We start from the raw sequence: 17,991 nt of genomic DNA, 5'->3' as shown, positions 1-17,991 counted from the left end.
GGCCCTTAAGGCCGCTTCGGCTTCGGCCGCCAGACCACCAGCGCGCTGGTCTGCTGCACGTCCTGGTACGGCACCAGGTCCCGGCGGTACGAGGCGTGCACCTGGGCCTCGCGCTGCTGCATGGCGACCGCCGCGCCGTCCACCGCCGCCGAGAGCTCGGCGACGCGCTGCTGGAGCGCGGCCACCTGGTTCTCCAGCTCGATGATCCGCTTGATGCCCGCGAGGTTGATGCCCTCGTCCTGCGACAGCTGCTGCACGGTGCGCAGCAGCTCGATGTCGCGGGCCGAGTAGCGTCGGCCGCGCCCGGCCGTACGGTCCGGGGAGACCAGGCCGAGACGGTCGTACTGGCGCAAGGTCTGCGGATGGAGACCGGAGAGCTGGGCCGCGATCGAGATCACGTACACCGGGGTCTCATCGGTCAGCTGGTACGGATTGCGTCGACGGCCATCCATCTCAAGCTCCCTTCGCAGCCTGGAACAGTTCCGCCCGCGGGTCCTCGTCCGCGGTCGCCTTCCGGTAGGCCTCCAGGGCGTCCCTGGCCTCCTGGCCCAGGTCCCTGGGGACCGCGACCTCCACGGTGACCAACAGGTCGCCGCGGGTGCCGTCCTTACGCACCGCGCCCTTGCCCCGGGCGCGCATCGTACGCCCGTTGGAGGTGCCGGGGGGGAGCTTCAGGGTGACCGGGGGGCCGCCGAGGGTGGGGACCTTGACCTCGCCGCCGAGCGTCGCCTCCGGATAGGTGACGGGCACGGTGACCGTGAGGTTGTCGCCCTTGCGGCCGAAGACCGGGTGGGCGTCGACGTGGACGACGACGTAGAGGTCGCCGGCCGGACCGCCGCGTTCGCCCGCACCGCCCTTCCCGCGCAGCCGGATCCGCTGGCCGTCGGAGACGCCCGCCGGGATCCTCACCTGCATGGTGCGCGCCGACTTCGCCCGGCCGCTGCCCTTGCAGACGTCGCAGGGGTCCTGGGCGATGAGGCCCCGGCCCTTGCAGTCCACACAGGGGTCGGTGAGCGAGAAGCCGCCGCCGCTGCCGCGCGAGACCTGGCCGGTGCCGACACAGGTCGGGCAGACCCTGGGGGTGCCGTTCTTGTCGCCGGTGCCGGAACACGCCTTGCAGGGCGCCTGGCTGGACATCCGCAGCGGGACCGTGGCCCCGTCGACCGCCTCGGTGAAGCTGAGCGTCACCTCGGACTCGATGTCCTGGCCGCGCTTCGGCTGGACGCGGGTGCCCGCGCCGCCTCGGTTGAACAGCCCGCCGAAGACGTCGCCGAGACCGCCCCCGCCGCCGCCGAAGCCGCCGCCCGCACCGCCCTGTCCGCCGCCCGGGGCGCCCCCGCCGAAGAGGTCGCCCAGGTCGAAGTTGAAGTTGCCGCCCGCACCACCGGGGCCGGGCCGGAAGCCGCCGTTGCCGAAGAGGGCGCGCGCCTCGTCGTACTCCTTGCGCTTCTTGGGGTCACCGAGGATGTCGTTCGCCTCGGAGATCTCCTTGAAGCGCTCCTCCGCCTTGGCGTCACCCTTGTTGGCGTCCGGGTGGAACTCGCGGGCGAGCTTCCGGTACGCCTTCTTGACCTCGGCGTCGGTGGCGTCCTTGGGGACGCCGAGGACCTTGTAGTAGTCCTTCTCGACGAAGTCCTTCGTGCTCATCGACGTCCCTCCTTCCGGACGATCGGCCGAGCGGCCGGCCCGTGGGCCGGCCGCCGGGCCGGTCGGTGTGCACCGTGGTGATCAGACGCGTTGCCGTCAGACCTCCTCGGTGCCACCGCTCTCCTCGTCGTCAGTCTTCTCTTCCTTGGCCGCGGCGGGCGTGGCGCCCGGCTGCGGCTCGGCGACAGCCACCCGCGCGGGGCGGATGGTGCGCTCGCCGATGCGATACCCCGGCTGCAGGATCGCCACGCAGGTCGTCTCGGTGACGTCCGGCGCGTAGCTGTGCATCAGGGCCTCGTGGATCGTCGGGTCGAAGGGCTCGCCCTCCTTGCCGAACTGCTGGAGGCCCAGCTTCGCGACGATGGTCTCCATCGATTCGGCCACCGACTTGAAGCCACCGACCAGCTCGCCGTGTTCCCGCGCGCGGCCGACGTCGTCGAGCACGGGCAGGAGCTCGGACAGGAGGTTCGCGACAGCGATCTCCTTGACCGTGACCCGGTCCCGCTCGACGCGGCGACGGTAGTTCTGGTATTCGGCCTGGAGCCGCTGGAGGTCCGCAGTGCGCTCGCCGAGCGCGGTGCGTACCTGGTCCAGCTGTGCGGTCAGACCGACGGTCGGGTCGGTGTCCCCGGCCGGGGCCGCCGCCTCCTCCTCGGAGGGGTCGGCGGCCTTCGGCTCGGCGTCATCAGGGGTGGCGCCGGAGGGGACATCGGGCTTCTCCTCGAAGCCCGGAGTCTCCTCGGTCACGCCGCACCGCCCTTGGTGTCCTTCTCGTCGTCCACGATCTCGGCGTCGACGACATCGTCATCGGCCTTGGCCTGAGCGCCGCCCGGGGCCTCGGCGCCGGGGGTCGCGCCCTCGGCCTGGGCGTTGGCGTACATCGCCTGGCCCAGCTTCTGGGAGACGGCCGCGACCTTCTCGGTGGCCGTGCGGATCTCGGCGGAGTCCTCGCCCTTGAGCTTCTCCTTCAGCTCGCCGACAGCGGTCTCCACCTCCGTCTTCACGTCAGCGGGAACCTTGTCCTCGTTGTCCTTGAGGAACTTCTCCGTCTGGTAGACGAGCTGCTCGCCCTGGTTGCGCGACTCGGCGGCCTCGCGGCGGGCGTGGTCCTCGTCGGCGTACTTCTCGGCCTCTTCGCGCATCCGGTTGACCTCGTCCTTCGGCAGCGAGGAGCCGCCGGTGACGGTCATCTTCTGCTCCTTGCCGGTGCCGAGGTCCTTGGCGGCGACGTGCATGATGCCGTTGGCGTCGATGTCGAAGGCGACCTCGATCTGCGGCACACCGCGCGGGGCCGGCGGCAGACCGGTCAGCTCGAACATTCCGAGCTTCTTGTTGTACGCGGCGATCTCGCGCTCGCCCTGGTAGACCTGGATCTGCACGGAGGGCTGGTTGTCCTCGGCCGTCGTGAAGATCTCGGAGCGCTTGGTCGGGATCGTGGTGTTCCGCTCGATGAGCTTGGTCATGATCCCTCCCTTGGTCTCGATACCGAGGGACAGCGGGGTGACGTCGAGGAGCAGGACGTCCTTGACCTCACCCTTGAGGACACCGGCCTGGAGCGAGGCGCCGATGGCGACGACCTCGTCCGGGTTCACACCCTTGTTGGCGTCCTGGCCACCGGTCAGCTCCTTGACGAGCTCGGCGACGGCCGGCATACGGGTGGAGCCACCGACGAGAACGACGTGGTCGATCTCGGAGAGCTGGATGCCCGCGTCCTTGATGACGTTGTGGAACGGGGTCTTGCAGCGGTCCAGGAGGTCCGCGGTCAGCTGCTGGAACTGCGAGCGCGTGAGCTTCTCGTCCAGGTGCAGCGGGCCCTCGGCGGACGCCGTGATGTAGGGCAGGTTGATCGTGGTCTCGGTCGAGGACGACAGCTCGATCTTCGCCTTCTCCGCCGCCTCGCGGAGACGCTGGAGAGCCATCTTGTCCTTGGACAGGTCCACGCCGTTCCCGTTGGCGAACTGCTTCACCAGGTAGTCGACGACACGCTGGTCCCAGTCGTCACCACCGAGGTGGTTGTCACCGTTGGTGGCCTTCACCTCGACGACGCCGTCACCGATCTCCAGGAGCGACACGTCGAAGGTGCCGCCACCGAGGTCGAAGACGAGGATCGTCTGGTCGTCCTTGTCCAGGCCGTACGCCAGGGCGGCGGCGGTCGGCTCGTTGACGATGCGCAGGACGTTCAGACCCGCGATCTCACCGGCCTCCTTGGTCGCCTGACGCTCGGAGTCGTTGAAGTACGCCGGGACGGTGATGACCGCGTCGGCCACCTTCTCGCCCAGGTAGGACTCGGCGTCGCGCTTCAGCTTCTGCAGGATGAACGCGCTCATCTGCTGCGGGTTGAAGCTCTTGCCGTCCAGGTCGATCTTCCAGTCAGTGCCCATGTGGCGCTTGACGGAGCGGATGGTCCTGTCGACGTTGGTGACCGCCTGGCGCTTCGCGACCTCGCCGACGAGCACCTCGCCGTTCTTGGCGAAGGCGACGACGGACGGCGTGGTCCTGGCGCCTTCGGCGTTGGTGATGACGGTGGGCTCGCCGCCTTCGAGAACGCTGACGACGGAGTTAGTCGTGCCCAGGTCGATGCCGACCGCACGTGCCATTTCAATTCCTCCAACTGACTACTTGAGTGGATCTGACTCAAGAATGCACGACGCCGGCCCCGGAGTCAACAGACCTGAGTCGCTTACGCTCAACTTAAGTGCCACATAGAGCACACTCGGCCCTCGTCGGACCCGCCTGCGCCGCCCCACGACCACACCCACGCACGCCACACCCCTCGCGACCCCTCGTACACCGCCCGCCCCAGCACCCCACCATGGGATCGTTCTGTCACAAAATGCCGCGAGACGGTCACAATCACCCTCGACCGGCAGGTTTCACCGTGGATCGTCACACCATCGAACCTCGAACCCCGGGCGGGCGCGATGCAGAACGCGAGGAAGCCGCGCGTACGGCAGAAGAACCAGAAGAGCCAGAAGAGTCTGAAGGGCCGGAAGGATCGGAAGGATCGGCAGAACCAGAGAAGCCAGAAGAACCAGAGGAATCACCGGAAGAACCGCGGAGACCAGCAGGCTCCGCAAGCCCCGCAGACCCAGCAGGCCCTGCAGACCCAGCAGGCCCGGCCGGACCGACCGCCCCGGCCCCGTCCGGAGCCGCGCAGCCCGGAGGCGTACGGGAGGGAGGCGTACGGGACGGAGACGCCCAGCCCATCTCCACACGAGCACCCGCACGGGGATCCGCACAGGAATCCGCACGAGGAGGAGCCGCGCCACCCGCGCCCCCACCCGGCAGTGACAGGGACGGCAAGGAGCCACTTCCCCTCGCGCCCCGCGGCACGCCTGGCCGGCCTCACCGACCGGGCCGGGCGACTGGCGGACCGCTTCACCCCGCGCACGAGGGCCGAACGGACCCTGGACCTGGCCCTCGGCACCGCCCTGCTGGTCCTGACCGCCCCCGCCGTCGCCGTGGCGGCCCTCGCCTTGGCCGCGCGGCGCACCCCGGGCGGTGCCTGGGACCGCCGGCCCAGGACCGGCCTGGGCGGCCGGGTCTTCGAACTGCGGACCCTGCGCACCCGGAGGCTCCGGCTGGACCTGTTCTCCCGGCTGCACCATGTCGTCCGCGGCGATCTGTCCCTGGTCGGACCCGTCCCCCTGGCCCCGGGCGACCCGCGGGCCGGGGGGCCGGGCGCCCGGCAGTGGCGGCAGGAACTACGGCCGGGCCTGACCGGTCTCGCGCAGGTACGCGCCCGCTCCGACATGCCGTGGGACGACCCCGCCCTGCTGGACCAGCACTACGCAGAGCACCATGGAGTGGTGCTCGACCTGGCGATCCTCGCCGAAGCCGCGGGCAATCCCCTGCGGACGCGGCTCCGGAAGGCCCGTCGAACCAAGGCGCACCTGAGCGACGCAGATCACCGACGCCCCGGCTACAGCACGGTGGAATAAGTGGATAGTGTCAGCACAGACTAATTAAGTTACTGCTTAGTAGTAGTGGGCAGTAGTAACTGGATCCCGCTCTCGCAGGCCCGAGGAGCCCCGAAATGCAACTCGCCGCGATCATTGTGTCGCTGGTGCTGACGGTCGTCGGCGTTGCGCTCATCACCCGAGCCGTCGCGCAGATCTACCGCTTCGTCCGTCTCGGACAGTCGGTACCCGCAGGCAGCCGCACCGACGACCCCAAGCAGCGGACGATCACCTTGATCAAGGAGTTCGTCGGCCATACCCGCATGAACCGCTGGGGAATCGTGGGCGTCGCCCACTGGTTCGTCGCGGTCGGCTTCCTGACCCTGGGCCTGACGATCGTCACGGCGTACGGCCAGCTGTTCAAGGCCGACTGGGTACTGCCGTACATCGGCACCTTCCTGCCGTACGAGGTCTACATCGAGTTCATCGCACTCGGCACGACCCTCGGCATCCTCGTCCTGATCGCGATCCGCCAGCTGAACCTGCCCTCGCGGGCGGGCCGCAAGTCGCGCTTCACCGGTTCGAAGATGGGCCAGGCGTACTTCGTCGAGGCGATCATCCTGATCATCGGCGCCGCGATCATGCTGCTCCGCGGCCTTGAAGGCGCGCTGCACCACGTGGACAGCTACGGGCCCGCGTACTTCGCCTCGTACCCCCTGGTGCTGGCCTTCAAGGGGCTGAGCGTCGAAACGCTGCAGAACCTGGTCTACCTCTTCGCGATGATCAAGCTCGGTACGACGATGGTCTGGGCGATCACGGTCGGGCTGAACACCAACATGGGTGTCGCCTGGCACCGCTTCCTCGGCTTCCCGAACATCTGGTTCAAGCGGAACGCCGACGGCGACGTCGCGCTCGGCGCGCTCCAGCCGATGACGTCGGGCGGCAAGGAGATCGACTGGGAGGACCCGGCCGAGGATGCCGTCTTCGGCGTCTCCCAGGTCGAGCAGTTCTCCTGGAAGGGCATCCTCGACTTCTCCACCTGCACCGAGTGCGGCCGCTGCCAGTCCCAGTGCCCCGCCTGGAACACCGGCAAGCCGCTCTCCCCCAAGCTCCTGATCATGTCGCTGCGCGACCACGCGCACGCCAAGGCCCCGTACCTCCTGGCTGGCGGCGGCAAGGACATGGAGGGCAACGAGAAGGCCACAGAGGAGCAGCTCAAGGACGTCCCCGCGGCCGCACTCGCCGAGGCCGAGCGCCCCCTCATCGGTACCGCCGAGGAGAACGGCGTCATCGACCCGGACGTCCTGTGGTCCTGCACCACCTGCGGTGCCTGCGTCGAGCAGTGCCCGGTCGACATCGAGCACATCGACCACATCGTCGACATGCGCCGCTACCAGGTGATGATCGAGTCCTCGTTCCCGTCCGAGGCGGGCACGATGCTCAAGAACCTGGAGAAGAAGGGCAACCCCTGGGGGCTGGCCAAGAAGGCGCGCGTGGAGTGGACCAAGGAGGTCGACTTCGAGGTCCCGATCGTCGGGAAGGACGTCGAGGACCTCACCGAGGTCGACTACCTGTACTGGGTCGGCTGCGCGGGCGCCCTGGAGGACCGGGCCAAGAAGACCACGAAGGCCTTCGCGGAACTGCTGCACATCGCGGGCGTCAAGTTCGCGATCATGGGCGGCGACGAGAAGTGCACCGGTGACTCCGCCCGCCGCCTGGGCAACGAGCCGCTGTTCCAGCAGCTCGGCCAGGAGAACGTCGCGATGCTGAACATGGCGTACGGCGAGGACGATGACGACACGACGACGAAGAAGCCCAAGTCGTCGAAGAAGATCGTCGCGACCTGCCCGCACTGCTTCAACACGATCGCGAACGAGTACCCGCAGCTCGGCGGCGAGTACGAGGTCATCCACCACACGCAGCTGCTCCAGCACCTCATCGACGAGGGCAAGCTGATCCCGGTGACCCCGGTCGAGGGCCTGATCACGTACCACGACCCCTGCTACCTGGGCCGGCACAACAAGATCTACACCCCGCCGCGCGAGATCATCGCGAAGGTCCCGGGGCTGCGGAACGAGGAGATGCACCGCCACAAGGAGCGCGGCTTCTGCTGCGGCGCCGGTGGTGCCCGGATGTGGATGGAGGAGCGGATCGGCAAGCGCGTCAACAACGAGCGCGTCGACGAGGCCCTCGCCCTCAACCCGGACATCGTCTCCACCGCCTGCCCGTTCTGCCTCGTCATGCTGACCGACTCGGTCAACGGCAAGAAGAACGACGGCCAGGCCAAGGAGTCCATCCAGGTCGTGGACGTCTCGCAGCTCCTCCTGGAGTCGGTGAAGACCCCGGCCGATCCGGCGGGCGAGGCGGAGCAGGTGGACGCGCCGGAGCCCGAACCGGCAAAGTGACGTAACGCGTCAGCGCGATGAGCGGCCGGACCTGCCTCGGGGGCAGGTCCGGCCGCTTTTCCGTGCGCGGCCCACGCCGAGCTCCCCGGCCCGGGAGTGACGGCGGCCGCATGTGAGCCGGGGCATGTACGCGACGCCGTATCTGGAGCATTATGTGCCCCGGAGAAACCCGGTACGGGTCGGAAACCGCTCGCCGGCAGACGGCGGACAGCACACGACGAACACGAACGAGCGACGAACGAGGCCCCGTGCGCCCACGCATCACGCACCCGAAGGCAGCGGTCACCACCAGGGCGACGGCTGCCCTCGCCGCGGGCTGCGCGGGCCTGCTGCTCGCACTCGCGGGCTGTGGAAGCCCCTCGGCCGCCGACGGACCGTCGTCCCCGTCCTCGCCCCCGTCCTCCTCCACGTCCGACGGCAAGAACGGCGACACCCCGCCGAAGGCGCAGGCCCGGTCCTGGGCGGGCACGGCGCGCATCCCCGTCCCGCGCGGCACCGGCAGCCGTGTCCCGTACGACTTCAACGGCGACGGCCACCGCGACCTGGTCATCGACGACCTGGTGAAGGCCCCCGAGAACAGCCACGGCGACGACGCGGGCATCGGCATCGTGTACGGCTCCGCCGACCGCCCCCTGGACCCGGCCGCCCGGCAGCTGCTGAGTGCCCGGGCGAACGCGGCGAAGTCCGGGGACACCCTGCCCGTCGCGTTCGACGCCGAGACGGCCTGCGACCTGGACCGGGACGGCTTCACCGACCTGGTCGTCTCCACCGATCCCCCGTACAACGGCATCGGCGCCCCGCCCGTGCCCCTCCAGATCCTCTTCGGCTCCCCGGCCGGCCTCACCGGCAAGGCGGCCACCGTACGCATCCCGCAGCAGGCCCGGTTCGGCAACGAGTGGCCCGAGCAGCCGGTCTGCGGCGACTTCGACGGCGACGGCAGGACCGACCTCGCGGTCACCGCCAGCGCGGGCCAGGTCACCTTCCTGCACGGCCCCTTCAGCCGCACCGGAGCCCCGCGCAGTGCGGAACTGCTGCCCGACGGCGGCCCGTACCTCTACGCCCCCGAGCCCAAGGCCGACACCGACGGGGACGGTTACGACGACCTCGTCGCCGCCACCCGCCCGCACGCCCCCGGGCAGGCGGCCGAGGGAACGCTGCTGCTCGGCTCCGCGAAGGGCCCGGCGCGGCCGGGCGGCACCTACGCGTTCAGGGCGGAGCACCTCCCCGAGGCCCCGCTCACCACCACCGCCCGCACCCGCACCCTCCTCCTGGACCACGGCGACTACGACGGCGACAAGAAGCCGGACACGGTGGTGCGGACGTACCGGGGCGAGCGGCAGGACCTGATCGCCCTCTATGCGGCGGGTAACACGGGCGAGCCGGTACTCACCTTCTCCACGGCGCTGTTCCTTCCCTGAACTCCCCCTGAGCTCCCTCTCCCCGGGGCCCCGGGGAGCCCTTAGGGGATGTCACAGGTCGGCCGCAATGGCCGACGGGTTCCCCCGGCCCCCACTTCCCACCCCCGGAGACCAGGTACGTTCGACGGGTGGCTGGATTCAGGATCGGACGCGGCCGGGACAACCGCACCCCGCAACAACCGCAGCAGCAGCGGCAACAGCAGCAGCCGTACGGAGGGCAGGCACCACAGCCGCCGTACGGTGCTCAGCCGTGGCCGACGGCGGGAGGCCCCGGCAACGGCGCGGCGCCACCGCCGTACGGAGCCCCGCAGGGCGCCCCGTACAACACCGGCGGTTATGCGGGACACGGCGGTCAGGGCGGACACCATGGACGCAGCGGCCAGGGCCACGGCGAACCGGAGTACTTCGGCGACCCGTACTCGGACCCCGCGCCCCACGACCCGTACGCCAACAACCCGGGGCACACGCAGGCGTTCCGCGTCGACGAGGACCCCTACGGCGACGGCAACACCTACCGCGCCGGTGCCGCCCCCGCCCAGCCGGCGGGCCCGCGACTGCGCTGGAAGGAACTGCTGACCGGCATCGTGACGCGCCCGGGGCCGACGTTCTGGCAGATGCGGGACTACCCGGTCTGGGGCCCGGCGCTGGTCGTCACCTTCGTCTACGGCCTGCTCGCGCTGTTCGGCTTCGACCAGGCGCGCGAAGAAGCGATCAACGCGACGATCTCGACGGCCATCCCGTACGTCCTGTTCACCGGCGTCGGCTTCGTCGTCGGCGGCCTGGTCCTCGGCGCGGTGACCCACACCCTGGCCCGCCAGCTCGGCGGCACGGGCTCGTGGCAGCCGACGGTGGGCCTGTCGATGCTGATCATGTCGATGACCGACGCCCCGCGGCTGCTCTTCGCCCTCTTCCTGGGCGGCGAGAACTCCCTGGTCCAGATCGTGGGCTGGCTGACCTGGCTGGCGGCCGGGGCGCTGTTCACGTCGATGGTCAGCAAGTCGCACGACCTGCCGTGGCCGAAGGCGCTGGGGGCATCGGCGATCCAGCTGATCGCGCTGCTGTCGATCATCAAGCTGGGCACGATCTGAAAGCCCCGTACGCACGAAAAGGCCCCCGAAGCGCAGAACGCACCTTGAGTTCCGGGGGCCTTCTCAACGTACAAGGGCACGTGGGCACGTGGGCACATGGGCACATGGGCAACATGGGCCACTTGGGCAACGGGGCCCCTACGCGTCGAGAACCTGCCCGTCCCGCCGCACCACGGGCTTCTCCACGCTCCACGGGAAGTTGATCCACTGATCGGTCTTCTTCCACACGTACTCGCACTTCACGAGGGAGTGGGACTTCTCGTAGATGACGGCGCTGCGCACCTCGGCGACATGGTCGACGCAGAAGTCGTGGACGAGTTTGAGCGTCTTGCCGGTGTCGGCGACGTCGTCGGCGATCAGGACCTTCTTCTGAGAGAAGTCGATCGCGTTGGGCACGGGCGCCAGCATGACGGGCATCTCCAGGGTGGTCCCGACGCCCGTGTAGAACTCCACATTGACCAGATGGATGTTCTTGCAGTCCAGTGCGTAGGCGAGCCCGCCCGCGACGAACACGCCACCGCGCGCGATGCTCAGCACGACATCGGGCTCGTACCCGTCGTCGGCGACGGCCTGCGCCAGCTCGCGCACCGCCCGCCCGAAGCCCTCGTACGTAAGGTTCTCCCGCACGTCACCAGCCATGGTTGATCACACCTGGGTCCGATGGAAGTTCTGGAACGACCGCGAGGCCGTCGGCCCCCGCTGCCCCTGGTACCGCGACTCGTACCGCTCGGATCCGTACGGGAACTCGGAGGACGAGGTCAGCTTGAACAGGCACAGCTGCCCGATCTTCATGCCTGGCCAGAGCTTTATCGGCAGGGTCGCGAGATTCGACAGCTCCAGGGTCACGTGCCCGGAGAACCCGGGGTCGATGAACCCGGCCGTCGAGTGCGTCACCAGACCGAGCCGCCCGAGCGAGCTCTTGCCCTCCAGCCGAGAGGCCAGATCGTCGGGGAGCGAGATCACCTCGTACGTGGACGCCAGAACGAACTCCCCGGGGTGCAGGATGAACGCCTCGTCGCCCTCCGGCTCGACCGTGCGGGTCAGATCGGGCTGTTCGACGGCCGGATCGATATGCGGGTACCGGTGGTTCTCGAACACCCGGAAGTAGCGGTCCAGCCGCACGTCGATGCTCGACGGCTGCACCATCGAAGGGTCGTACGGATCAATACGGACTCGGCCGGTGTCGATCTCGGCCCGGATGTCCTTGTCTGAGAGAAGCACGTCCCGAGGATACGCAGAACGCGCGAGCCCGCCCCAACCGGACCACCCGCGCGCCTGCCGAACACCCTCCGCCCCGACTGCCTACGACCTCACCCTGCCGCCTGCCGCTGCTTCCTACCGCTGCCCGAACGCCACCGGCACGGCCTGCCGCAACCGGGCACACCGAGGACACCGGATCAACCGCCCCGGCCCGATCCGGCCGGCCCCGAGCTGCTGCATCGGGAACGACGAGGTAGCGAAAACGTGCCCTTCGGCACAACGGACGACGGTGCGCTCCATCGACTCCATCAAGTCCCTTCCCCAACCACATATGGACGAGAAAGCCACATTAGGGGATGAACAGGACGCCGCTCCACGCGGCGCTCCGATCGCCCACGCTACGCCCCCAACTCCCGGCCATCACACCCCCGTACACCCTCCCCATCCCACCAGGCACACGACACGGAGGACCCACGGCTCATCCGCCGGGGGCCTGACATGAGGTAGAGTGTGGAACGATGCAGCGCCGGTGATCGGCACGCTTCGCGGGTGTAGTTTAATGGTAGAACATGAGCTTCCCAAGCTCAGAGCGCGAGTTCGATTCTCGTCACCCGCTCTTCCACGAACCCCCAGGTCATCGGCCTGGGGTTTCGTCGTTGTCTAAACCTTCCTAAGCGCCTTGCACCACCTCCGCACCACCTGACCCCTTTTCGCGGCACTCGCGGTCGCTCTTTGTCCGCCCTCAGGATCGCCGCACCTGCCCGCAGCTCTATCGTTATGCGCGTCGGATGGGCACGCCTGGCCACATGCTGAGGTGGCGCGCGTTCGGGAGTGGGGGGGAGCAACATGGGTGACAAGGCGCGGGCGACAGTGCTGGAACTTGATGCGTACCGAGGCGAGTTGGTTCGCTACTGCTATCGCATGCTGGGGTCGTACGCAGAAGCCGAGGATGCCGCTCAGCAGACCCTCGTCCGAGCCTGGCAGAACGCCGGGCAGTTCGCGGGCAGGTCGTCCCTGCGCTCATGGGTGTACCGCATCGCCACCAACGTGTGTCTGGACGCCCTGGCTGCCGGGAGGCGGCGGGCGCTGCCGATGGACCTGTCCGGGCCGTCGGACGGTGCCGCATCCCCAGGCGTACCGGCGGACAGTGCGCTGTGGATCGACCCCCTGCCCGGTGGCGATCCGGCGGCCTCCGCGATGACAGGCGAGTCGGTGCGGCTGGCGTTCGTCGCCGCGCTCCAGCACCTGCCGCCCAAGCAGCGAGCCACGTTGCTCCTGCGGGATGTCCTCGGCTTCTCGGCCCGCGAGGTCGCCGACCTGCACGGCTGCACCCTCGCCTCCGCCAACAGCGCTCTCCAGCGGGCCCGCGCCACTCTGGCCGACCGCCGCGGCAGGGCCGACGAACTCGGCCTCCCGGCGTCCGGTGGCACCCAGCAGGTCCTGGCCGAGCGGTACGCCACGGCGTTCTCCCGGTACGACATGGAGGAGCTGGGATTGCTGCTCCACGTCGACGCCACACTGTCCCTTCCGCCGTACGCGAAGTGGATGCAGGGAGTGGCCGACATCGAATCCTGGCTGACCGGACCAGCCATCGGCTGCCGCGGATCACGACTTCTCCCGACCGTGGCGAACGGCTCCCCCGCCTTCGGCCAGTACCGGCCCCGTACGGACGGGACCGGCTACGAGCCCTGGGCTCTCCAAGTCCTCGATTCCTCCGGCGACCGCATCGAGAGCATCACGGCATTCCGTGACACCGCGCTCCTCTTCCCTCTGTTCGGCCTGCCGGGATACCTGAGCGGTGAAGCATGCCTCGACGTCCCGACCTGATCACTTGGCGCTGTCCTCGGCGAGAGTGTGGGCGACGAGGGCATTCGCATGGCCGTGGCCGAGTCCGTGCTCGGACTTGAGCCAGCCGACCAGATCCATGTGCTTCGTCAGCGAGGAGGAACGAATGAGGCCCTTCCACTCGGCGATCGGACGGCCATACTTCTTCTCGATAGACGGGAAATAGCTGGCAGGGCCCTTCACGGCGTTGTCGGTCATGGATGCTCCGTTTCGGATTGTGATCGTCTTGGTGGAGTCGGTGAGAACAGCGTTTGGCTAGTGGTCGCCCGGAGCGTCGGCCAGCCGTGCCATCACCGCGCTCAGCCACAACAGACCGAGGCCGGCACTGGCGGTAAACGCCAGAACCGACGCGGCAGAGGCCATGAACCCGGCGAAGACAGCCACAGGCATGACACGCGACGCCACGCCCCAGCCCCGGAGGCCCCGGGTGGCGAGCGGGCGAGCCAGAACAACGAACGCGGCGCACAGAGCGACGTAGCCGATCATCCCGGCGACCATGTGGGCTACACCGTGCCCGCTCATCACCGTCGCGTTCGGGGAGCCTGCGGGGAAACCCGCTCCGGCGTCGGCCGGGAAGGCGGCTGCGGCCCAGAATGAGAGGCCGAACACGCCGACCAGGGCCGGTGCCCACCTCCCGGCGGGGCCTCTGCGCAGAGTCCACCGTAGCCCGGTCGCGCCGGCGATCAGCAGCGCTCCGGTGAACACGAAACTCAGCGTCTGAACCCAGCCGGCCCCACCCAGAGCGAGTTGGCTGATCGCGTTTCGGGTGAAGTCAAAGCCGTCGCGCGTGAGTCCCTGGGCGAGTCCGGCCGCGAGGAACAGTGGACCTGCCACCACACCACCGGTCGTGAGCCACCGCGCCGTGGATCGCTGAATGGTGGCTACCGAGTGGATGGGGCCAGGTGTGGTGAACGTGCCGGTCATGGCGTGCCTTCCTCGTTGCGACGGTGTCACCCATATGACCGACAGCGAGCGGCAAGATGATCGCCCTCCAGTGTGTGCCCTAGCTCACACCGTGAAGAGGTGAGGCCCCTCAGGGGCAAGCCCACCACCCTGCGCATACTCCAACATGCTGGACTCATGTCATCCACGACTCGCATCACCATCACCCTCCCCAGCGATCAGGTCGCGGCTCTCCGCAAGCTCACGGACAACGTCTCCGGCTACATGGCGGAAGCCGTGGCCCGCCAGATCCGGCACCAGCTCCTGGGCGACGCCCTCCACCGCCACGAGGGGGAGCACGGATCTTTCAGTGACGAAGAGCGCGCCGAGGCCCGCGCGAAGATCTCCAGCTTCGAGAGCGGCGTAGAAGTCGTCGGTGGAGCCGTCCTCGCGGCGGCCGGCCGCCACCAGCCACGGAAGATCGGCGTCCACCCAGACCGCTCCGCGCCAGCGTTGGACCTTCACCTTGAACAACACCTGGTCATCGACAGCGCGGATGCGCTCATGCTTGGCATCGTCCGCCGCGAACTGCTCGGCGGTCTTCGCCAGGATCGGGTGCTCAATCTCGTCCAGGGGGTCGGTCACCGCTGGCAGGGGGAGTCCGAGGTCATCGCGTAGGCATCGCAAGGTGGGCCTGGCGGGCCGCATCGCAGCGGGACCGGTCATTCGTCGATCCCGCCGACCGTGTCGATCTCCTCCGATGTCAGACCGGTCAGGAGCATGACGTCCGACTTCAGGGAGCCGTCCAGGACGCTGAGTGCCTCCACCATGCCCTCGCGAAGATCCTCACGCCGCTGGTCCAGGTATACCCGTACCGCCTCCGCGACTAGGTCCTTCTTCGTCAGGCCCAGGAAATGCGCGCCCTGGCTGATCAACTTGTCCGTCGCCGGGTCCACCTTGAGCGGCGACTGCCGAGACGGCTTCGAAGCCGTGGTCATGAATCCCACCTCCTCCTCCACGGTACCTTAGTACCTCACGTTGAGGTTCTGAGCTGGTGACCGCGATGAGACGCAGTCCGCCGACCGCCGGTACTACGGCTCCGAAGCGAGGACAGCCGACTGGTTTACCCTGGGCCAGATCGCCAGGAATGAAATCGCACGACGGCGAGCGCCTGATCCAGCGCGGTGAATCTTCCCCCACCCACGGCTCGGCGGCATCGATCACCCTCGTGCCCCATCCGTGCCCTTCCGAGCGGACAACAGCGGTCAAACACGGCGGCCAGAGACCACGCCAGCCTCGACCGCTCCAGTCAGGCATGCAGGTCAGGGCCCATACAACCGTTCAAGAACCGCTGATTCCCAAGCTCAGAGCGCGAGTTCGATTCTCGTCACCCGCTCCACGACGAAGGCCCTGGTCAATGACTGGGGCCTTTTGCCTGCCGTCCAACGGAACCGGCCCGGAGCGTCACTCGCCAGGGACGGCCGGTGAGTGATCGCCCCCACGCCTTCACCCGGAGCATGCGACCGCGGGCGTCAAGGCTGGGGACCAGAGACCCGAGCCAGTGTGTGCATACTCCAGTATGCTTGGACTCGTGTCCTCAACGACTCGCATCACCGTCACCCTCCCCAGCGACCAGGTGGCGGAACTCCGCAAGCTCACGGACAACGTCTCCGGCTACGTGGCGGAAGCCGTAGCCCGCCAGATCCGGCACCAGCTCCTGGGCGACGCCCTCCGCCGTCACGAGGAGGAGCACGGACCCTTCAGCGACGATGAGCTCGCCGAGGCCCGCGCAAAGATCTTCGGCTCCGCCGGCACATCCACGGGCGCGGATGCCGCGTGAGCGAACGCATCGAAACCGTCGTCCTGGACTCGGAAGGGCTCTCCGCCTGGATCGCGCAGGATCGCAAGCTGCTCGCGATGCTTCAGGTCTTCCATGACATGGGAGCCGACCTGGTCATCGGGGCCAACACCATCGTGGAAGTCAGCCACTCCCGCACCAACATGCCTCGCCTGAACTGGGCCCTGTCCCGCGTCAAGGTGGAACCCGTCACCGAGCAGGCGGCGAAAACAGCGGCGGAACTCCTCAAAGGTGCCGGACTGCACGGGCACAAGTACGCCATCGACGCCACCGTCGCCGAGGTCGCCCTGCGCCAGCCGAAACCCGTCGCCCTCCTGACCTCCGACAGCGACGACATGACCCAGCTCTGCGGCAACCGAGTCCGCATCATCCCCCTCTGACGCGCCGGCCCATCCCGAGCTCGCCCCCCTGGCAGGGTCCCCTGTATCGCCTTCCCGTGCCCCATCCGTGCCCAGCAGAGCGGACGACAACGGTCAGGTACAGCCTCCAGAGACCATGGCGACCCCAGCTTCCTCGCAGGAAAGCACAGGTCAGACCCCTTCCGGAGGCTCAAGCACCGCTGATTCCCAAGCTCAGAGCGCAAGTTCGATTCTCGTCACCCGCTCCACGAAAGAGCCCCAAGCCACTGGCCGGGGGCTTCTTTGTATGCGGCACATCGTCGCCGTCCGGTCGGCTTCGGTGGCCTCTCCCTGGATAATCGACATATGGCATCACAGCCCAGTATTTCCGATCTCCGCCGCGCCAAGTTCGCCCGGCGCCTGCCCGCAGCACTCTCCGGGCTTGCCGGCCCCGAGCACGGCACGGTGGGCCTGCCACTTCACCTGGCGTGGTCGGGACTGACCAGGTTCGACCTCGATCAGCCCCGGCTGCGGATGAGCTACTACCGCATCGTGCTGGCCGAGGGCCAGCACGATGATCTGGTCCGGTATCTCGATCGCGGCCTCCTCGTCAGCTTGTGGCCCACACTGCGCACACTGATCAGCCGTGATGCCCGTGAAGTCTGGGAACGCTCCTTCGACGAACTCGCCCACAGCACCCGGGCCGCTGCGTGAACCTCACCGACCTTCACCGTCGCCTGCTTGCAGACGTGCTCGCCGTAGGCGGCTCTTACCCTCTGGCGCTAACCGGCGGCTACGCGGTCCAGGCACAGCCTGGTCGATCGGCTCAGCCAGGACCTCGATGTCGCGACCGAGAACCCCGATCGCATGGAGGACATTGCCACTTCCGTGCGAACGGGCCTGGAACAACGGGGGTGGCAGGTCAGCGCGCTGGAAACGGACCCTCTATTCCTCCCGCCTGATCGTCACCGACCCTGCCAGCCGTGAAGAGTGCGAGGTCGACATCCTCAAAGAAGCACTCTGGCGGCCACCCGTACACACCGAACACGGCTTGGTCCTGTCCCTCGAGGATGTCGTCGGGGCCAAAGTCCACGCGCTGTCAGACCGCGGACTCGCCAGAGACTTGATCGACGTACAGGCCGCCTCGAATCGCTGGAGCCATGTCGAACTCGAGGAACTCGGACGTCGCCATGCCCGCGACTCCTTCGATCTGAGCGAGCTCCAAGCGCGACTGGGTGGAGCCGACTGGATCGACGACACAGCATTCGCGGCCTACGGACTCGACGAGCATTTCATCGCACATGAGAAGGGCCGTCCCGTAGGCGTCGACGTCAGCTGCCACGTGCGGACCGGCCCGGTCCATCCACTGCATGATCTCCACGTCCATGACGCCCTCTCGCCAACCCCCCTC

17 protein-coding genes, 1 tRNA gene and 2 pseudogenes are annotated in these 17,991 nt (G+C 68.3%); 11 read left to right on the top strand and 9 right to left on the bottom strand.

Going from position 1 to position 17,991, the window contains the following annotated elements; all coding sequences use genetic code 11:
- Nucleotides 1-5 precede the first annotated feature (5 nt).
- From B9S58_RS22165 to dnaK, 4 genes are all read right to left on the bottom strand, one after another.
- Nucleotides 6-452, bottom strand: a complete 447-nt coding sequence (locus B9S58_RS22165; RefSeq protein WP_103533836.1) for a heat shock protein transcriptional repressor HspR — start codon at nucleotides 450-452, stop codon at nucleotides 6-8.
- A gap of 1 nt (nucleotide 453) precedes the next feature.
- Nucleotides 454-1,647 (bottom strand): molecular chaperone DnaJ, encoded by a 1,194-nt coding sequence (gene dnaJ / locus B9S58_RS22160; RefSeq protein WP_103533835.1) that lies wholly within the window; start codon nucleotides 1,645-1,647, stop codon nucleotides 454-456.
- 96 nt (nucleotides 1,648-1,743) lie between these two features.
- On the bottom strand, nucleotides 1,744-2,394 hold the full coding sequence (grpE, locus tag B9S58_RS22155) for a nucleotide exchange factor GrpE (protein ID WP_103533834.1): 651 nt from the start codon (nucleotides 2,392-2,394) through the stop codon (nucleotides 1,744-1,746).
- Nucleotides 2,391-4,244 carry a molecular chaperone DnaK gene (dnaK, locus tag B9S58_RS22150; protein WP_103533833.1) on the bottom strand — a complete coding sequence of 618 codons (1,854 nt, stop codon included), beginning with the start codon at nucleotides 4,242-4,244 and terminating at the stop codon, nucleotides 2,391-2,393. The genes grpE and dnaK overlap by 4 nt, the downstream gene beginning before the upstream one ends.
- A 690-nt stretch (nucleotides 4,245-4,934) precedes the next feature.
- On the opposite strand from dnaK, the gene B9S58_RS22145 reads away from it, so the two are divergent.
- The 4 genes from B9S58_RS22145 (at nucleotide 4,935) to B9S58_RS22130 (ending at nucleotide 10,457) form a co-directional block, all read left to right on the top strand.
- Nucleotides 4,935-5,588, top strand: a complete 654-nt coding sequence (locus B9S58_RS22145; RefSeq protein WP_103533832.1) for a sugar transferase — start codon at nucleotides 4,935-4,937, stop codon at nucleotides 5,586-5,588.
- 95 nt (nucleotides 5,589-5,683) lie between these two features.
- Entirely contained in the window at nucleotides 5,684-7,951 is a 2,268-nt protein-coding gene (locus tag B9S58_RS22140; RefSeq protein WP_103533831.1) for a (Fe-S)-binding protein, read from the top strand.
- A gap of 248 nt (nucleotides 7,952-8,199) precedes the next feature.
- Complete coding sequence (locus tag B9S58_RS22135; RefSeq protein WP_103533830.1) at nucleotides 8,200-9,369, top strand: VCBS repeat-containing protein; 1,170 nt, start codon at nucleotides 8,200-8,202, stop codon at nucleotides 9,367-9,369.
- 128 nt (nucleotides 9,370-9,497) lie between these two features.
- A complete protein-coding gene (locus tag B9S58_RS22130; protein WP_103533829.1) occupies nucleotides 9,498-10,457 on the top strand; it encodes a Yip1 family protein in 960 nt (319 codons plus the stop codon).
- Nucleotides 10,458-10,595: 138 nt separating this feature from the next.
- Here the strand turns inward: B9S58_RS22130 and B9S58_RS22125 are convergent, their stop codons facing one another.
- The gene (locus B9S58_RS22125; RefSeq protein WP_103533828.1) at nucleotides 10,596-11,096 is read right to left on the bottom strand and encodes a phosphoribosyltransferase; all 501 of its coding nucleotides are present in this window, start codon (nucleotides 11,094-11,096) and stop codon (nucleotides 10,596-10,598) included.
- Between the two features lie 6 nt (nucleotides 11,097-11,102).
- A complete protein-coding gene (gene dcd, locus B9S58_RS22120; protein ID WP_007452873.1) occupies nucleotides 11,103-11,678 on the bottom strand; it encodes a dCTP deaminase in 576 nt (191 codons plus the stop codon).
- 524 nt (nucleotides 11,679-12,202) lie between these two features.
- Here dcd and B9S58_RS22115 point away from each other — a divergent pair.
- A tRNA-Gly gene (locus B9S58_RS22115) sits at nucleotides 12,203-12,273 on the top strand.
- A gap of 230 nt (nucleotides 12,274-12,503) precedes the next feature.
- Entirely contained in the window at nucleotides 12,504-13,484 is a 981-nt protein-coding gene (locus B9S58_RS22110) for a sigma-70 family RNA polymerase sigma factor (protein WP_103533827.1), read from the top strand.
- On the opposite strand, the gene B9S58_RS22105 is transcribed toward B9S58_RS22110, so the two are convergent.
- Both B9S58_RS22105 and B9S58_RS22100 read right to left on the bottom strand, forming a co-directional pair.
- Nucleotides 13,485-13,700, bottom strand: a complete 216-nt coding sequence (locus tag B9S58_RS22105) for a DUF4287 domain-containing protein (RefSeq protein WP_103533826.1) — start codon at nucleotides 13,698-13,700, stop codon at nucleotides 13,485-13,487.
- 57 nt (nucleotides 13,701-13,757) lie between these two features.
- Complete coding sequence (locus B9S58_RS22100) at nucleotides 13,758-14,426, bottom strand: DUF998 domain-containing protein (RefSeq protein ID WP_103533825.1); 669 nt, start codon at nucleotides 14,424-14,426, stop codon at nucleotides 13,758-13,760.
- A gap of 156 nt (nucleotides 14,427-14,582) precedes the next feature.
- Between B9S58_RS22100 and B9S58_RS39335 the strand changes: the two are divergent.
- Nucleotides 14,583-14,789: pseudogene (locus B9S58_RS39335) on the top strand (hypothetical protein); the annotation flags it as partial.
- Between the two features lie 317 nt (nucleotides 14,790-15,106).
- Here B9S58_RS39335 and B9S58_RS22085 read toward each other — a convergent pair.
- The gene (locus B9S58_RS22085) at nucleotides 15,107-15,382 is read right to left on the bottom strand and encodes a hypothetical protein (protein WP_103533852.1); all 276 of its coding nucleotides are present in this window, start codon (nucleotides 15,380-15,382) and stop codon (nucleotides 15,107-15,109) included.
- Between the two features lie 593 nt (nucleotides 15,383-15,975).
- On the opposite strand from B9S58_RS22085, the gene B9S58_RS22080 reads away from it, so the two are divergent.
- From B9S58_RS22080 to B9S58_RS39330, 4 genes and pseudogenes are all read left to right on the top strand, one after another.
- Complete coding sequence (locus B9S58_RS22080) at nucleotides 15,976-16,224, top strand: type II toxin-antitoxin system CcdA family antitoxin (RefSeq protein ID WP_103533824.1); 249 nt, start codon at nucleotides 15,976-15,978, stop codon at nucleotides 16,222-16,224.
- Complete coding sequence (locus B9S58_RS22075; RefSeq protein WP_103533823.1) at nucleotides 16,221-16,622, top strand: DNA-binding protein; 402 nt, start codon at nucleotides 16,221-16,223, stop codon at nucleotides 16,620-16,622. The genes B9S58_RS22080 and B9S58_RS22075 overlap by 4 nt, the downstream gene beginning before the upstream one ends.
- Nucleotides 16,623-16,946: 324 nt before the next feature.
- Complete coding sequence (locus B9S58_RS22070) at nucleotides 16,947-17,294, top strand: transcriptional regulator (protein WP_103533822.1); 348 nt, start codon at nucleotides 16,947-16,949, stop codon at nucleotides 17,292-17,294.
- Nucleotides 17,291-17,877, top strand: a pseudogene (locus tag B9S58_RS39330) (nucleotidyl transferase AbiEii/AbiGii toxin family protein); the annotation flags it as partial. The gene B9S58_RS22070 and the pseudogene B9S58_RS39330, both read left to right, overlap by 4 nt.
- Between the last annotated feature and the right edge of the window lie 114 nt (nucleotides 17,878-17,991).

The organism is Streptomyces sp. SM11, from assembly GCF_002910905.1.
Lineage (GTDB): Bacteria > Actinomycetota > Actinomycetes > Streptomycetales > Streptomycetaceae > Streptomyces.
Note: the sequence above shows the minus strand (reverse complement) of the source record. Positions and strands in the feature narration are given on the sequence as shown.

What these genes read in the sequence shown, in the direction of transcription:
- B9S58_RS22165 (WP_103533836.1), bottom strand. Translation starts at nt 452, where the DNA reads ATGGATGGCCGTCGACGCAATCCGTACCAGCTGACCGATGAGACCCCG.
- dnaJ (WP_103533835.1), bottom strand. Translation starts at nt 1,647, where the DNA reads ATGAGCACGAAGGACTTCGTCGAGAAGGACTACTACAAGGTCCTCGGC.
- dnaK (WP_103533833.1), bottom strand. Translation starts at nt 4,244, where the DNA reads ATGGCACGTGCGGTCGGCATCGACCTGGGCACGACTAACTCCGTCGTC.
- B9S58_RS22140 (WP_103533831.1), top strand. Translation starts at nt 5,684, where the DNA reads ATGCAACTCGCCGCGATCATTGTGTCGCTGGTGCTGACGGTCGTCGGC.
- B9S58_RS22125 (WP_103533828.1), bottom strand. Translation starts at nt 11,096, where the DNA reads ATGGCTGGTGACGTGCGGGAGAACCTTACGTACGAGGGCTTCGGGCGG.
- B9S58_RS22110 (WP_103533827.1), top strand. Translation starts at nt 12,504, where the DNA reads ATGGGTGACAAGGCGCGGGCGACAGTGCTGGAACTTGATGCGTACCGA.
- B9S58_RS22105 (WP_103533826.1), bottom strand. Translation starts at nt 13,700, where the DNA reads ATGACCGACAACGCCGTGAAGGGCCCTGCCAGCTATTTCCCGTCTATC.
- B9S58_RS22100 (WP_103533825.1), bottom strand. Translation starts at nt 14,426, where the DNA reads ATGACCGGCACGTTCACCACACCTGGCCCCATCCACTCGGTAGCCACC.
- B9S58_RS22085 (WP_103533852.1), bottom strand. Translation starts at nt 15,382, where the DNA reads ATGACCACGGCTTCGAAGCCGTCTCGGCAGTCGCCGCTCAAGGTGGAC.
- B9S58_RS22070 (WP_103533822.1), top strand. Translation starts at nt 16,947, where the DNA reads ATGGCATCACAGCCCAGTATTTCCGATCTCCGCCGCGCCAAGTTCGCC.